The following is a 14,375-nucleotide window of genomic DNA, read 5'->3' as shown; positions in this document are numbered from 1 at the left end:
GAGCTGGCGCCGGAGATTCGTCTCTTTCGAAAGGTGGACCATGCGTTCTTTCAACACGCGGTCGCGGATCGCGGTGGCGGCTTCGGCCGTCGCGATGCTCGCGCTCGCCGGCTGCTCCAGTGACAACGGTGGCGGCGGCAGCGTCGACGAAGCCGTCGGCCAGAACCTCGACGGTCGCGGCGCGATCTCGTTCGCGATGGGCAAGAACGACGTCGACAAGCTGCAGCCGGTGATCGACAAGTGGAACGCGGCGCACCCCGACGAGAAGGTCTCCCTCAAGGAGCTCCCGGGCGAGGCCGACGATCAGCGCAACAAGCTGGTCCAGTCGCTGCAGGCCGGGAACGCCGACTACGACGTGATGGCGCTCGACGTCACCTGGACCGCCGAGTTCGCCGCGAACGGGTGGCTGCAGCCGCTCACGGGTGGCCTGGCCCTCGACACCGCCGGTCTGCTGCCCGCCACCGTCGACAGCGCCACCTACCGCGGCACCCTGTACGCGGCCCCGCAGAACACCAACGCGCAGCTGCTGTACTACCGCACCGACCTGGTTCCGGCGGCGCCGGCGGACTGGAAGGCGCTCACCGACAGCTGCGCCGCGGCCGCAGGCAAGACCACGGACTGCCTGGTCACCCAGCTCAAGCAGTACGAGGGCCTGACCGTCAACACCACCCAGTTCATCAACTCGTGGGGCGGTGCGGTCGTCGCCGACGACGGCAAGACCCCCGAGGTCGAGTCGCCCCAGTCGAAGGCCGGCCTGCAGGCCCTGGTCGACGCCTACACCGGCGGCCAGATCGCGAAGCGGTCCACCTCGTTCACCGAGGAGGAGACCAACCTCGCGTTCGTCGGCGGTGAGTCCATGTACGCCTACAACTGGCCGTACATGTACACCAACGCCGAGAAGGACGGCTCCGCGGTGAAGGGCAAGGTCGCGGTCGCGCCGATCGTCGGCCCGGCCGGTGCCGGTGCGTCCACCCTGGGTGGCTACAACGACGGCATCAACGTCTTCTCGCCGCACAAGGCCACGGCCCGCGACTTCATCGCGTTCATCCAGAACGACGAGAACCAGATGGCGTTCGCGGACGCGTCGTTCCCGCCGGTCCTGAAGTCGGTCTACGACGATCCGGCGCTCGTCGCGAAGTACCCGTACCTGCCGGCGCTGAAGGCCGCACTGGAGAACGCGCAGCCGCGTCCGGTCACCCCGTACTACAGCGCGATCTCGAAGGCGATCCAGGACAACGCGACCGCCGCGCTGACCGGCAAGTCGACCGTCGACCAGGCCGCTGCCAACATGTCGGCCGCGATCACCAACGCCGCGAAGTAGTTCACGTGACCGGACCGTCGGGCTCCAGGAGACCTGAACGGTCCGGTCACCCCGGGCGGTCGCGCCGGTTCGGCGAACCCGTCCGAGAAAAGGAAATCAGGTAGTTCACGATGGCCGACTCCGCCGAGCCGAGCGCCCAGAGTGGGGACGCCGTGACCGAAGTGATCGACTTCGGTCGCGGCGCCGCCAGAGCCCCGGGTCGCTCCGCGGGCTCCACTCCTGCGTCGGGTGCCACCCCCACCGACCCGCCGCCGAAGCGTCGACGCGACTGGCGGGCGCTGTACCTGATCGCCCCGACGATGGTGATCCTCGCGATCGTCATCGTGTACCCGGTGGTCAAGGCCATCGTGCTGTCCTTCCAGCGCAACCCCGGCGTCGATCCCGACACGGGACGGTTCGTCAAGGGCGGCTTCGCCGGGTTCGACAACTACCTGCTGTGGCTGACCGGCAACTGCGGCGCCGGTCGCGGTACCTGCCCGCCCGGCACCCTCGGCGCCGACTTCTGGCCCGCCGTCGGGGTCACGTTCCTCTTCGCGGTCGCCATCGTCGGCATCTCGACGCTCCTCGGACTGTGGATGGCCACGGTCATGAGCCGCAGCTTCGTGGGCCGGTCGTTCCTGCGGGCCAGCGTGCTGATCCCGTGGGCCATCCCGACCGCGGTCACCGCGAAGCTGTGGTTCTTCATCTTCTCCGAGAACGGCGTCGCGAACAGCCTGCTCGGCACCGACATCGCGTGGACCACCGACCCGTGGGCATCCCGGTTCGCGGTCATCGTCGCGGACGTGTGGAAGACGACCCCGTTCATGGCGCTGCTCATCCTCGCCGGCCTGCAGATGATCCCGCAGGACGTGTACGAGGCCGCCCGCGTGGACGGCGCCACCGCCTGGCAGCGGTTCAAGTCGATCACGCTGCCCCTGGTCAAGCCGGCGCTGATGGTCGCCGTCCTGTTCCGCACCCTCGACGTGCTGCGGATCTACGACCTCCCGGCGATCCTGTCCGGCACGTCGGGGTCCACCCCGGTCACCAGCGTGTCGATCCTCACGGTCGCCGACATCCGGCAGGGCAACCTGCAGAGCGCGTCGGCGCTGTCGACGTTGATCTTCATCGGGATCTTCGCGGTGGCGTTCCTGATGGTGAAGTTCCTCGGCGCGAACGCCGTGCGTACCCAGGACGAGCAGCGCAAGGGCGGTGATCACTGATGGGTCGGCACAGCGTTCCCGAGGATCCCCACGGACAGGGCGAAGGCGCAGGCGTTCCCGAGGCTTCGGCCCCGTACGAGCGGTTCACGTCCGAGGTCCCGAACGATTCGCTCCAGACCACGGTGATCCCTGCCGTGACCGTGCTCGACGACCCCCCTCCCCCGGAGGAGGCGCTCGCCGAGCCCGCCGACCGTCAGCGCCGCCGGCCTCCCGTCGGCCCCGCGGTCCGCAACTACATCGGGGTGATCGCCATCCTGCTGTGGGGCCTGGCCCCGTTCTACTGGATGGTTGTCACCGCCTTCCGGGATCAGGCACACACGTTCGACACCACGCCGTGGCCGACCCACCTCACCCTCGACAACTTCCGCGACGCGCTCGCCACCGACAAGGGCAACGACTTCCTCGGCGCGATCGTCAACAGCCTGATCATCGGCGCGGTGACCACCGCCGTCGCGTTGCTGCTCGGTGTGTTCACCGCGTACGCCCTTGCCCGAATCGACTTCCGTGGCAAATACCTGGTTACCGGCATCATTCTCGGTGCGTCGATGTTCCCGACGGTCGCGCTGGTCACGCCGCTGTTCCAGCTGTTCGGCGACCTCGGGTGGATCGGCCAGTACCAGGCGCTGATCATCCCGAACATCTCGTTCGTGCTGCCGTTGACGATCTACACGCTCACCTCGTTCCTGTCGGACCTGCCGTGGGAACTCGAGGAGGCGGCGCGGATCGACGGTGCCTCGCGCGGACAGGCGTTCCGCCTGGTGATCGTCCCGCTCGCCGCGCCCGCGCTGTTCACGACCGCGATCCTCGCGTTCATCGCCACCTGGAACGAGTTCATGCTCGCCAGCCTGCTGTCGACGGAGAAGACCGAGCCGGTGACCGTGGCGATCGCCAGGTTCGAGGGCCCGGACGCGTTCAGTCAGCCGTACGCGGCGATCATGGCTGCCGGCACGCTGGTGACGATCCCGCTGGTGATCATGGTGCTGATCTTCCAGCGCCGCATCGTCTCCGGCCTGACCGCGGGCGGCGTGAAGTCGTGACCGACGCTCGGCGGCGGGCCCGGCGGCGGCAGCAGCTGGAGATGCTCGTGGGCGTGCTCGGCTTCTTCACCGTGATGGCGTTCGTCGCGGCGGTGGTCGGCATCGTTCGCGGTGAACCGGGGCTGACGCAGTCCCTGGTGCTGCTCGGGTGCCTGATCGGGTTGCTGTCCGCGGTCGCCGCCTGGCGGCGCAACCGCTGATCTGCGCTGCGCGCCGTGAGTCTTCCGGTCCGCCACGGGGCCGGAGGGACCGACGGCGGCGAGTGCCGAATCGGACACGCTGATCGCTCGGTGATGGACCTCGCGGTCGGGTGATGCCACGATGCGGGAGGGCGGATGTTTGCTGCCCGTCTGCCAGCTGACCCCTCGGGAGCGTACGTGTGAGTCCATCGTCCGGTGCCACCTCGAGTCCGAAAACGCCCCCGGACGAACCGGAGGGGGGCGGTCCGGCGGGTTCGGGTGGCCGCGCGGGCAAGCCTCGCCGCCGTCGCCGGCGGCTGGCGTGGGTGGTGCTGGCGGTGGTGGCCCTGCTCGTCGTGTTGCCCGCGGCGGCCTTCGCGATCGCGTACTCGCGGGCGGTGGTGCCGAGGCCGGCGGACATGCGCACCAACCAGGTGTCCACGATCGTCGCCGCCGACGGCTCGCCGATCACGAAGATCGTTCCCCCCGAGGGAAACCGCACCGAGGTCTCGATCGGCGACATCCCCGAGCCGGTGCGGATGGCGGTGCTCTCGGCGGAGGACCGCAAGTTCTACACCAATCCCGGATTCTCGATCAGCGGCTTCGTCCGCGCGGCCCGCGACAACGTGCTGGGCAAGGACAGCGCCGGTGGCGGGTCGACCATCACCCAGCAGTACGTGAAGAACACCCTGGTCGGCTCCGACCGCAGCGTGGTCCGCAAGATGCGCGAACTGGTGATCTCCTCGAAGATGGCCCGCCAGTGGTCGAAGGACGACATCCTGGCCGCCTACCTGAACACCATCTACTTCGGTCGCGGCGCGTACGGCATCGCCGCGGCGTCGAAGGCGTTCTTCGACAAGCCGGTCGGCGAGCTGACGGTCTCCGAGGGCGCGGTGCTGGCGTCGGTGATCCGCAGCCCGTCCTCGCTCGACCCGGAGAAGAACCCCGAGGCGACCGAGGCGCGATGGAACTACGTGCTCGACGGCATGGTGTCGATGGGTGTGCTCAGCCCCGCCGACCGGTCTGCGCAGGTGTTCCCGGTCGTGGCGCCGCTGGCCAAGCTCGACGACGCGGGCGCGGCTCGCGGACCGGAGGGGCTGATCCGGGCGCGGGTGCTGGCGGAACTGACGGCGTCCGGGATCAGTGAGCAGGAACTGAACACAGAGGGCCTGCAGATCACCACGACGATCGATCCGGCCGCGCAGGCGGCGGCGGTGGACGCGGTCGCCGAGACCCTCGACGGGGAGCCGTCCGAGCTGCGTACCGCGGTCGTCTCGATCGACCCGAGAACCGGTGGCGTGAAGGCGTATTACGGTGGCGCGGACGGTGCGGGCTTCGACTTCGCGCAGGCGCCGTTGCAGACCGGGTCGGCGTTCAAGGTGTTCGGTCTGGCCGCGCTGCTCGAGGAGGGGCGGGGCCTGCAGACGACGTTCAATTCGGCGCCGCTGACGGTCGGCAACGTCACCATCAACAACGTCGAGGGCGAGTCGTGTGGCACCTGCACGATCGCCGAGGCGCTCAAGCGGTCCCTGAACACCAGCTTCTACCGGCTGACCCTCTCCCTGGACGGCGGAGCGCAGAAGATCGCGGACGTCGCGCACGCCGCCGGGATCCCGCTGGAGATCCCGGGTGTCGCGGGCACCACCCTCAGCCAGGACGGCGGGCCGCCCGAGAACGGAATCGTGCTCGGCCAGTACCAGTCCCGGGTGATCGACATGGCGTCCGCGTACGCGACGATGGCCGCGTCGGGGGTGTACCGGGCACCGTACTTCGTGCAGCACGTGGTCACCGCCGACGGGCGGGTGCTGCTCGACCGCGCTCCCGACCCCGGCGAGCAGCGGATCCCGGCTCCGGTCGCGGACAACATCACCCAGGCGATGACGCCGATCGCGTCGTACTCGCGGGGGCACGCGCTCGCGGGCGGGCGGCCGTCGGCCGCGAAGACGGGCACCGCGCAGCTCGGGGACACCGGGATGAACAAGGACGCGTGGATGGTCGGGTACACGCCGTCGCTGTCGACAGCGGTGTGGGTGGGTACCGAGCAGTCACAGCCGATCGTCACCCAGTGGGGCGGATCGGTTTACGGGTCGGGCCTGCCCGCGGACATCTGGAAGGCGACGATGGACGGCGCCCTCGACGACACCGACTGGGAGTCGTTCCCGTGGCCGAAGCCGATCGGCGGGCAGGCGGGTGTCCCGGCGTGGTCGGGTGCCACCACCGGCGGCAGTGCCGCGACGACCGGTGCGGGAGCGCCCTCGCCGGTGCCGGCGGCGGGGCCTGCACCGGCGCCGGAGGTGGCGTCTCCGCCGCCGATCACCCTCCCGCTCCCCCTCCCGGTCGCCCCGCCGCAGCTGCCGCGGTCGGTGGAGATCCTGCCCGGCGTCGTCATCCCCCTCCCCGGCTGACCCCCATTTCCGCATGAACGGAAGCGTTCAGTCGATCAGATCGACTGAACGTTCCGTTCATGCGGCGCGGTTGGGTCGCCCCGAGGGGCTCAGGCGTCCGGGTCAGGCCTGCGCGGGCACGAGGGCGGGCAGCTTCCAGCTGCCGTCGCGCACTGCGGCCCGCGGCCGGTACAGCCGGACGAGGAAGTTCCATCCGTCCGTGGTCGGGATCGCATTGGGGGTCCCGTCGGGGAAGTCCCCGAACCGCACGGTCACCGAGCCGTCCGGGTTCGGTGCCCCGGTGATGTTGTTGACGCTGTACGCATCCTGCGGGTTCTTCTCGAAGAAGCCCTCCGCGTTGTAGACCGAGATCGACCAGAAGCCGTCCACCGGGACGTCCCGCAGGGTGATCTCGTGGTTGCCGCCCGAGACCTCGGGGACGACGCCGATGTAGGAGGCCTCGTCGCTGGGCAGACCGCCCCAGCCGGCGGCGGTACCGATCAGGTGCCGCACCGGGTCGACCTGATCGGGGCGGCCGAACATCGAGTCGAAGCCGGTGAGCCCGGCGGCCAGCGTCAGCAGCGCCTTCCGGGTGGTGTCCATGCCGCCGGTGTCGTAGTCGGGCATGGCGAAGGGCTGCGCGGAGCCGGCCGTGATCGCGAGGCCGTCCTGCAGGGACGCGACCGCCTGCAGGTCCTCGGGCAGCGCGGGGTCGACGAGCGTCCGCACCGCGACCACGACGTGGCGGGTTCCGAAGTCGGCGGCCCGCAACTCGTGGGTGCCTGCGTCGTGGAAGATCGCACCAACGTAGTGGTCCTGATTGACCACCATCGCCGACATGTAGCGGTCGCCGTGCTCCGGGATGGTCACGGTCGCGCCCTCGGCAAGGTCGACGACGGCGAAGCTGTACAGGGTGTCTCGGTTCAGCCGGATCACGGTCTGGTGGTCGATCGACGCGGGCTCGCGGTTGTGCGAGAACGTGTTGATCCCACCGGCGTCGCGTTGCAGGTCCGCGAACATGCGGTCCGTCTCGGCTCGTACGAAGTTGTCGACGCTGACATGTATTGCCATCACTTCACTCCTCTGCGGGCGTTGCCTCATTGTGGTCGGCGTTGTCGTCTCCGGCCCGTTCTGCCGGACCGTGTCGCGTTCAGCAGCCGAGCGAGGCGCCGAGGTTCTGCTGCGCCGCGATGATTGCGTCGATGTCGCCGCTCAACTGCCGGGCGGCCTGGGGGACGGTCAGGTTCGGGTCGAGTCCGGACACCGCCGCGTCGTAGTTCTCCCAGGCGTCGGTGAGCGCGTCGAGGCGGTCCTCCCCGACCGCGTCGACCGCGGAGGTGAGTTCCGCGTACGCGTTGCCGACGGCTCCGCGGGTCTCGGCGATCTCCCCGATCGTGGGGGACGAGTTCAGTTCTGTTTGCGCCTCCGCCACCGACCCCACGAATGCGGTGTAGGCATCACAGGCTGCGGCGGTGTTCTCGGCCGGTGTTGCGTCGTCGTCACTGCTGCACCCGGCGAAGGTGAGAGTGAGCGCCATCGCGATGAGCGCGGTCGCGGCCGAACGGGTACTGCGGGACATGCGGGCTCCTGGATAACCAAGTAGTAGCTGACCCGTCACACGCTGCCAGGAGATGACTCGGACCGACAGCGTCCGCACGGGAAATCATCCACAACTGATTACGTCGGCCGTGTCGGGCACCCGGTCAGACGTGGATGCGCACCGCCTCGCGGCGCGTGGTGACCCCCAGCTTGCGGTAGATCGAGCGCTGGTGGGTGCGGACGGTGTTCACCGACACGTAGAGCTTCGCGGCGATCTCCGCCGAGGTCATCCGCGTGCACAGGAACCCGAAGATCTCACGTTCTCTCGCGGTGAGGGATATGCCGTAGGCCTGCCGCCGTGGCACCTCGGACGTGGGTGGGGCGAGACGGGTGGCGATGAAGTCCTCGTGCCGGGTGCCCCACACGGCGTGCTCCGCGAGGAAGGCACGAAACTGCTTGCTCCCGTTGCCGAACGGGCGTGCTGCGCCTTCCGGCGTGGCGACGTCGAGGGCCTGTTCGAGCTGCCGGTGCGCGCGGTCGCGGTCGCCTCGATCCCACGTCATGCGGGACGCGGTGACAAGCCCACTGGCCCGGACGAAGGACGTCGGCACCCCGCGGATGCGCCGAAGTGCGCCCGCGGCCTCGTCCGGTTTCCCCGCGCGCCGGTAGAGATCCGCGACATGGGCGGTGACCACCGGAAGGTCCCCCACCGTGGACAACGGTTGCACCAGGCGCAGTGCGGTTCCCATGTCACCGGTCATGGCCGCCAGTTCGGCGGCTGCGATGGCGCGGTACGCCGGCCACGGGACACCGTGAACGTCGTCCCGGCTCACGTGGTCCAGGTGGTACTCGGCCTCGTCGACCGCGCCGAGATCGTGGGCGGCGGCGACGGTCAGCGCGAAGTACACGCGGGCGAGCGCGGCGTAGGAGCCGTCGTGTCCGCCCGCCAGGGCCAGAGCACGGAAGTGCGCCCGGGCGGCTGCCAGGTCGTTCTGCCAGTAGTCGACGAATCCTCGCGCGAAGTGTTCGATGCCGCCGTCGTAGTGAAACCATTCGGACTGCGGGTCGGGGGCCCTGTCGTCGTCGAGTTCGGCGGCGCGGCGCGCCTGGGTGAGGCGTCCGCTGAACGCGAGCGCAAACGTGAGGTTGGCTCCCGCACGGCGGGCGAGCACACGGTGGCCGGAGGTTCGGGCCTCGTCACGGGCGGACGTCAGGAAGCGCACCGCCGCAGCCGGATCCCGCCGCAGACGCAACTCGACCCATCCGAGCAGGAACAGGCCGTGGGTGTTCGCGTGGTGCGCTGCGGCCCCGGTGCCGAGTGCTGCCCGTACCCGGTCGGCCGCGGCAGCGAGATCGGTCGCGTCGTCGGCGAGGAACAACTCGGCGAACGCGCGGGCCGCGGCGACGTGTGCCGAGTCGTCGTCGCGGGTGGCCGCGCGAGCACGATCGAACAGCAGTGCCGAGCCGGCCGTGTCGCCGAGCACGTCCAGACAGCACGCGCGGACCAAGAGCACCTCGGGCGTGCTGTTCCACTCCGGCGGAAGCGCGAGGCAGCGTGCGTTGAGATTCGCTGCATCCGACTCGATCACCAGCCGGACCCAGTGGTGCCGGATGATCTCCACGGCCCGGTCCGGCGCGCCGGCACGGGTCGCGTGGACCATCGCTTCGATCGGAAACGTCGCCGCGAGCCGCCCGGCGGCAGTCAGGTCGAGTTGCCGTGACCGGCTGTGATTTCGGCGGCGCAGCACGATTCGGCAGTGTCGGGCGAAGACGTCGTGCCAGCGATAGACGGTGTCGTCGTCCCCGTTGACGTAACGGTCGAGGAACAACCCCCGACGCACGCACTCCTCGAGCAGCGCCGGGCTCTCGTGGTTTCCGCTCAGGGCCTCGGCCAGATCGGCGTCCAGGCGGGAGCAGGTCGTCGTGGCGAGGACGAAGTCGGCGAGTTCCGGCCGGAGCTGTTGCAGCACCGACTCGACGACGTAGCCGGTCAGGAGATCGTCTGCGGCATCGGGCAGTTGGGTGGATGTCCCGGGGGTGTGCCGGTCGGCGGTGAGCAGCGCCAACCGGACCGCGACCGGCCAGCCACCGCTCTCGGCGTGCGCGACCGCTGCGGTGGGCTCCGAGATCCGTTGGCCGGAAACCAGTACGGCGGCTTCGATCTCCTCGGCGGTGAAGGCGAGGTCGCGGGCGGTCAGCAGACTCGCGCGCCCGTCGACGACGTGCCGGTTGAACCAGGTGTCGAGTTCGCCGGCGCCGGCGAGGACGAAGCGAAACAGCCCGCCGCACCGTTCGGTCGTGGTCTCCACGACCTCCACCACGTCGGACGGGTCGGCGAACTGGGCGTCGTCGACCACCACGACGATCGGCTCGGATCGGGTGAGGGCCAACCGTGTGAGCTGGTCGACCACTGTGGCCGGGTCGGGCGTTTCGGTGAGCGATCCGGGGAGGTCGTCGAGGATCGACGGTTGCCGCTCGGCGAGACGCAGCAGCGCCGACACCAGTCCCTCGGTGAACTGGCGACCCTCGAGGTCGTGTCGGGTCAACGACAGCCAGGCCGTCGGTCGTGGGGTGCGGTGTTCCCACGCCGCGAGAGCGGTCGTCTTCCCGTATCCCGGTGGGGCCACGACGAGGGTGATCGGCGAGCGGGCCACGGCATCGTCGAGGAGCGTGTGCAGTCTCGGTCGTGCCGCGACGTGTGACGCCTGTTCCGGTGGTGCAACGAGAAACCAGGGCGCGCGGCTCCAATGCCCGTGCAGCCGCGTCCCCATGTCGCTGGAGCTTAGCCAACCGCCGCGCCGATGGCCGTGAACCTCGCGTGCGCGGGTCGCATGTCGTGGCTCGCCGGTCGGTGGGACGCCAACCGGGACCGTGGGCCTCGACGTCGAGCGGCGGATCGGACGGGTCCGCCTCGCCTACCCGCGGGGGGACGCCCCGGGCGCGCGGCCGGGGGCCGTGGTCGGGAGGGGCAGCGCCTCGAGCGCCCGGTCGACGACCTCGTCGACGCTGAAGACCGGATCGGTGGTGCGGTCGACGGCGAGGCTCTCGACCATCGACCACCAGGCCCGCAGCAGCATGCGGGTGACCGGGGACGGTTCGGTGCCTGTCGCCTCGAGGGTGCGCTCGACCATGGTGTTCTTCAGGTTCTCGCGGATCTCGTGGATCTGCGGGTCGGAGCCGAAACTACCGTGGAAGAACGACTGGTAGTTCGCGCCGTGCCGGTCGACGAACGAGACGAACGCGTGGACGACGGCCCGAAGCGGCTCCCCCGACGCGTCCTCGGGATCGGCGATCGCGGCGCGCAGCAGGCGTCGGGCGGCCGCGCCCACGACCGCGACGTAGTAGTCCTGCTTGGTCGGGAAGTACCGGAACAGCAGGCTGCGGGAGATGCCCGCCCGCTCGGCGACCTGGTCGATCGACAGCGCGTGGATGGGGCGGGTGGCCAGTTCTTGCAGGCCGATGGCGACGAGTTGCCGCTTGCGTTCCTCCGGGGGGAGCCGCCGCCGCGTGGTGGCGGGCCCGAAAGCCGCGGTTTCGGTCGACACGAGAAGACACCGTCCAGGATCTTGATTGCCGGGCAAGTCTACGTCTAGCCTAACTGAGCAATGCTCAGTTAGGCACTCGGCATGGAGGCTGGCATGGATTTCGCCCAGAGCGCGCGGTCGAGGGAGTACCTCGACCGGCTGCGTGAATTCATCGCGATCGAGGTCGCCCCGGTCGAGGCGCGCCTGCGGGCCGAACGGGTGGCACCGTTCGCGCAGCGCGCCGACGTCTCCGGTGCCGCGATGTGGCGGGTCTCCGACGAGTTCCGTGCGCTGCAGGCCAAGGCCCGCGCGCAGGGCCTGTGGAACCTCTTCCTCCCCGACGCGGATCTCGGCGCCGGGCTGAGCAACGTCGAGTACGCGCCGCTCGCGGAGGAGATGGGTCGCTCCCAGTTCGCCTCCGCGGTCTTCAACTGCGACGCCCCCGACACGGGCAACATGGAGGTGCTCCACCACTTCGGCAGTGTCGCGCAGAAGGAACGCTGGCTGAAGCCGTTGCTGGACGGCGAGATCCGCTCGGCCTTCTGCATGACCGAACCCGCCGTCGCATCGTCCGACGCCACCAACATGGCCGCGACCGCCGTGGTCGAGGGTGACGAGGTGGTCCTCAACGGTCGCAAGTGGTGGAGCACCGGCATCGGCAGCCCCGACTGCAGGATCCTCATCTTCATGGGGCTCACCGATCCGGAAGCGCACCGGTACCAACGGCATTCGATGGTCCTCGTGCCGATCGACACCCCCGGGGTCAAGGTCGAGCGGATGCTCTCGGCGATGGGCTTCTACGACGAGCCCGGCGGGCACGGCGAGGTGTCGTTCACGAACGTCCGGTTGCCGCTCGATGCGATCATCGCCGGTCCCGGAAGGGGATTCGAGATCGCCCAGGGCCGGCTGGGTCCGGGGCGGGTGCACCACTGCATGCGGCTGGTCGGGCTCGCGGAGGCCGCACTCGAACTCGCCATCCGCCGCGGCACCGAACGCGTCGCGTTCGGCAAGCCGCTGATCAACCTCGGCGGCAACCGGGAGCGGGTCGCCGACGCCCGCATCGCCATCAACCAGCTGCGGTTGCTGGTGCTCAACACCGCGTGGCTGCTCGACACCCAGGGCATCGCCGGTGCCCGGTCGGCGGTGTCCGAGATCAAGGTCGCCGCACCCCGGGTGGCGCAGCAGGTGATCGACTTCGCGATCCAGATCCACGGCGGCGGTGGGCTGTCCGACGACTTCCCGCTCGCCGGCGCCTGGACGGCGGCGCGGGCGCTGCGCCTCGCGGACGGCCCGGACGAGGTGCACCAGGGCCTGGTCGCCCGTTTCGAGCTGGGGAAGTACCAGTGACCGGGGGCCTCCCGGACAACGCCCGCACCGTTCGCGACGAGGACGCATTCGACGTCTCAGCGGTTGCGAAGTGGTTGCGTGAAAACGGATCCGGCGATCTCGACGGAGTTCCGGAGGTGCGTCAGTTCGCCGGTGGTGCGTCGAACCTGACCTACCTGCTGCGCTACCCCGACCGCGACCTGGTGCTGCGCCGACCGCCGGCCGGGGCCAAGCCGTCGTCCGGGCACGACATGGTCCGCGAGTACCGCATCCAGTCGCTGCTCGCGCCGGTGTATCCGCATGTGCCTGCGATGGTGGGGCTGTGCACCGATCCGTCGGTGCTTGGCAGCGACTTCTACGTCATGGAGCGCGTCGAGGGTGCGATCCTGCGGTCCGCTCCCCCGGCCGACCTCGGGCTCACACCCGAGAACACGCGCGAGCTGTGCCTGCGGGTGATCGACCTGCTGATCGAACTGCACGGCGTCGACCCGAAGACGTCGGGCCTCGACGAATTCGGGCGCGGTACAGGCTATGTGGCGCGGCAGGTGGCCGGCTGGACGAAGCGTTACGCCGCCGCGCACACCGACAACGTCCCCGATTTCGCGCGGGTGACGTCGTGGCTCGCCGACCATCAGCCGGCCGACGTGGCCTCCGCGGTGATCCACGGCGACTTCCGGCTCGACAACGTCGTCCTCGGCGAGGACCTGCGGCCCCGCGCCGTGCTGGACTGGGAACTCGCGACGATCGGCGACCCGCTCATGGATCTGGGTGCGAGCCTGGCGTACTGGGTGCAGGCCGACGACCACCCGATGATGCAGGCCACCAAGCGGCAGCCGTCGGATCTGCCCGGCATGCTGACCCGCCGCGAGATCGTCGAGTACTACGGGCAGCGGACCGGCCTTCCGATCGACAACTGGCGCTTCTACGAGGTGTTCGGCCTGTTCCGGCTCGCGGTGATCGCCCAGCAGATCTACTACCGCTACCACCACGGGCAGACCACGAACCCCGCGTTCGAGCACTTCTGGATCGCCGTGGGATACCTGGACACTCGTTGCAACGAACTGATCGACACCATGACGGAGGGCACGTAGTGGGCAACCGCGCGACGCGTTCGAACATCCTCATCACCGGCGCGAGCTCGGGCCTCGGACGCGGCATGGCGCGCGAGTTCGCCGCGCGCGGACGCAACCTCGCCCTCGCCGCGCGCCGCACCGAGCGGCTCGAGGAACTGCGCGACGAACTCCTCGCCGCGCACCCGGGGATCACCGTCGCGATCCGCAGCCTCGACGTCGACGTGCACGAGGACGTGTTCACCGTCTTCCGTGAGTTCGACGAGGAGCTCGGCGGCTTGGACCGGGTGATCGTGAACGCCGGGCTCGGCAAGGGACAACCGTTGGGTACCGGCTACTTCCACGCCAACGCCGCGACCGCCCGCACCAACTTCCTCGGCGCGCTCGCGCAGAGCGAGGCGGCGCTGGAGCTGTTCCGGCCGCGGAACGCCGGGCACCTGGTGCTGATCTCGTCGGTGAGCGCGATGCGGGGCATGCCGCGCAACCTCACGACGTATGCGGCATCGAAGGCCGGGGTCGCGGCGCTCGGCGAGGGCATGCGCGCCGACCTGGCGAAGACCGGCATCGACGTCAGCACCATCTTCCCCGGCTTCATCCGCTCGGAGATCAACGAGAAGGTGAGGAAGGTGCCGTTCATCGTCGACACCGAAACCGGATGCCGCGCACTGGCGGCGGCCATCGAGAAGGAGCCGAACAAGGCGTACGTCCCGACCTGGCCGTGGCTGCCGATCTCGATGGCGATGAAAGTGCTGCCGCTGTCGGCGGTCTCCAGAATGGCCTGACCCGTGAGTTCTTC

Annotated in this window: 12 protein-coding genes; 8 read left to right on the top strand and 4 right to left on the bottom strand. The window is 69.6% G+C overall.

What is annotated here, in order from left to right; translation table 11 throughout:
* Nucleotides 1–40 precede the first annotated feature (40 nt).
* The 5 genes from ACWEPG_RS03125 (at nucleotide 41) to ACWEPG_RS03105 (ending at nucleotide 6,141) form a co-directional block, all read left to right on the top strand.
* Entirely contained in the window at nucleotides 41–1,321 is a 1,281-nt protein-coding gene (locus tag ACWEPG_RS03125) for an ABC transporter substrate-binding protein (protein ID WP_450114932.1), read from the top strand.
* Nucleotides 1,322–1,431: 110 nt separating this feature from the next.
* Nucleotides 1,432–2,520: a carbohydrate ABC transporter permease gene (locus ACWEPG_RS03120; protein WP_450114933.1), complete on the top strand. Its 1,089-nt coding sequence runs from the start codon at nucleotides 1,432–1,434 to the stop codon at nucleotides 2,518–2,520.
* Nucleotides 2,517–3,557, top strand: coding sequence for a carbohydrate ABC transporter permease (locus tag ACWEPG_RS03115; protein WP_452593877.1), 1,041 nt, complete (start codon nucleotides 2,517–2,519; stop codon nucleotides 3,555–3,557). Before ACWEPG_RS03120 ends, ACWEPG_RS03115 begins: the two co-directional genes overlap by 4 nt.
* On the top strand, nucleotides 3,554–3,757 hold the full coding sequence (locus tag ACWEPG_RS03110; RefSeq protein WP_450114934.1) for a hypothetical protein: 204 nt from the start codon (nucleotides 3,554–3,556) through the stop codon (nucleotides 3,755–3,757). The genes ACWEPG_RS03115 and ACWEPG_RS03110 overlap by 4 nt, the downstream gene beginning before the upstream one ends.
* A 179-nt stretch (nucleotides 3,758–3,936) precedes the next feature.
* Nucleotides 3,937–6,141: a transglycosylase domain-containing protein gene (locus tag ACWEPG_RS03105; RefSeq protein ID WP_452593847.1), complete on the top strand. Its 2,205-nt coding sequence runs from the start codon at nucleotides 3,937–3,939 to the stop codon at nucleotides 6,139–6,141.
* A gap of 102 nt (nucleotides 6,142–6,243) precedes the next feature.
* Here ACWEPG_RS03105 and ACWEPG_RS03100 read toward each other — a convergent pair whose 3' ends face one another.
* The 4 genes from ACWEPG_RS03100 to ACWEPG_RS03085 form a co-directional block, all read right to left on the bottom strand.
* On the bottom strand, nucleotides 6,244–7,191 hold the full coding sequence (locus ACWEPG_RS03100) for a DUF1254 domain-containing protein (RefSeq protein WP_450114936.1): 948 nt from the start codon (nucleotides 7,189–7,191) through the stop codon (nucleotides 6,244–6,246).
* Nucleotides 7,192–7,270: 79 nt separating this feature from the next.
* The gene (locus ACWEPG_RS03095; protein WP_452593846.1) at nucleotides 7,271–7,699 is read right to left on the bottom strand and encodes a hypothetical protein; all 429 of its coding nucleotides are present in this window, start codon (nucleotides 7,697–7,699) and stop codon (nucleotides 7,271–7,273) included.
* 124 nt (nucleotides 7,700–7,823) lie between these two features.
* A complete protein-coding gene (locus tag ACWEPG_RS03090) occupies nucleotides 7,824–10,430 on the bottom strand; it encodes a LuxR C-terminal-related transcriptional regulator (RefSeq protein ID WP_452593845.1) in 2,607 nt (868 codons plus the stop codon).
* Between the two features lie 144 nt (nucleotides 10,431–10,574).
* Nucleotides 10,575–11,204, bottom strand: a complete 630-nt coding sequence (locus tag ACWEPG_RS03085; RefSeq protein WP_450114939.1) for a TetR/AcrR family transcriptional regulator — start codon at nucleotides 11,202–11,204, stop codon at nucleotides 10,575–10,577.
* 93 nt (nucleotides 11,205–11,297) lie between these two features.
* On the opposite strand from ACWEPG_RS03085, the gene ACWEPG_RS03080 reads away from it, so the two are divergent.
* From ACWEPG_RS03080 to ACWEPG_RS03070, 3 genes are read left to right on the top strand one after another with little or no spacing between them, the layout of a single operon-like run.
* On the top strand, nucleotides 11,298–12,530 hold the full coding sequence (locus ACWEPG_RS03080; protein ID WP_452593844.1) for an acyl-CoA dehydrogenase family protein: 1,233 nt from the start codon (nucleotides 11,298–11,300) through the stop codon (nucleotides 12,528–12,530).
* Complete coding sequence (locus ACWEPG_RS03075; RefSeq protein ID WP_452593843.1) at nucleotides 12,527–13,600, top strand: phosphotransferase family protein; 1,074 nt, start codon at nucleotides 12,527–12,529, stop codon at nucleotides 13,598–13,600. The genes ACWEPG_RS03080 and ACWEPG_RS03075 overlap by 4 nt, the downstream gene beginning before the upstream one ends.
* Nucleotides 13,600–14,361: an SDR family oxidoreductase gene (locus tag ACWEPG_RS03070; protein WP_452593842.1), complete on the top strand. Its 762-nt coding sequence runs from the start codon at nucleotides 13,600–13,602 to the stop codon at nucleotides 14,359–14,361. Before ACWEPG_RS03075 ends, ACWEPG_RS03070 begins: the two co-directional genes overlap by 1 nt.
* Nucleotides 14,362–14,375 lie beyond the last annotated feature (14 nt).

The sequence above is a fragment of the Rhodococcus sp. NPDC004095 genome (assembly GCF_053604015.1).
This window is presented reverse-complemented; position numbering and strand designations above follow the sequence as displayed.

Bases quoted from the DNA above. Each gene is read 5' to 3' on its own strand.
- ACWEPG_RS03090 (WP_452593845.1), bottom strand. From the start codon at position 10,430: ATGGGGACGCGGCTGCACGGGCATTGGAGCCGCGCGCCCTGGTTTCTC.
- ACWEPG_RS03125 (WP_450114932.1), top strand. From the start codon at position 41: ATGCGTTCTTTCAACACGCGGTCGCGGATCGCGGTGGCGGCTTCGGCC.
- ACWEPG_RS03095 (WP_452593846.1), bottom strand. From the start codon at position 7,699: ATGTCCCGCAGTACCCGTTCGGCCGCGACCGCGCTCATCGCGATGGCG.
- ACWEPG_RS03120 (WP_450114933.1), top strand. From the start codon at position 1,432: ATGGCCGACTCCGCCGAGCCGAGCGCCCAGAGTGGGGACGCCGTGACC.
- ACWEPG_RS03100 (WP_450114936.1), bottom strand. From the start codon at position 7,191: ATGGCAATACATGTCAGCGTCGACAACTTCGTACGAGCCGAGACGGAC.
- ACWEPG_RS03080 (WP_452593844.1), top strand. From the start codon at position 11,298: ATGGATTTCGCCCAGAGCGCGCGGTCGAGGGAGTACCTCGACCGGCTG.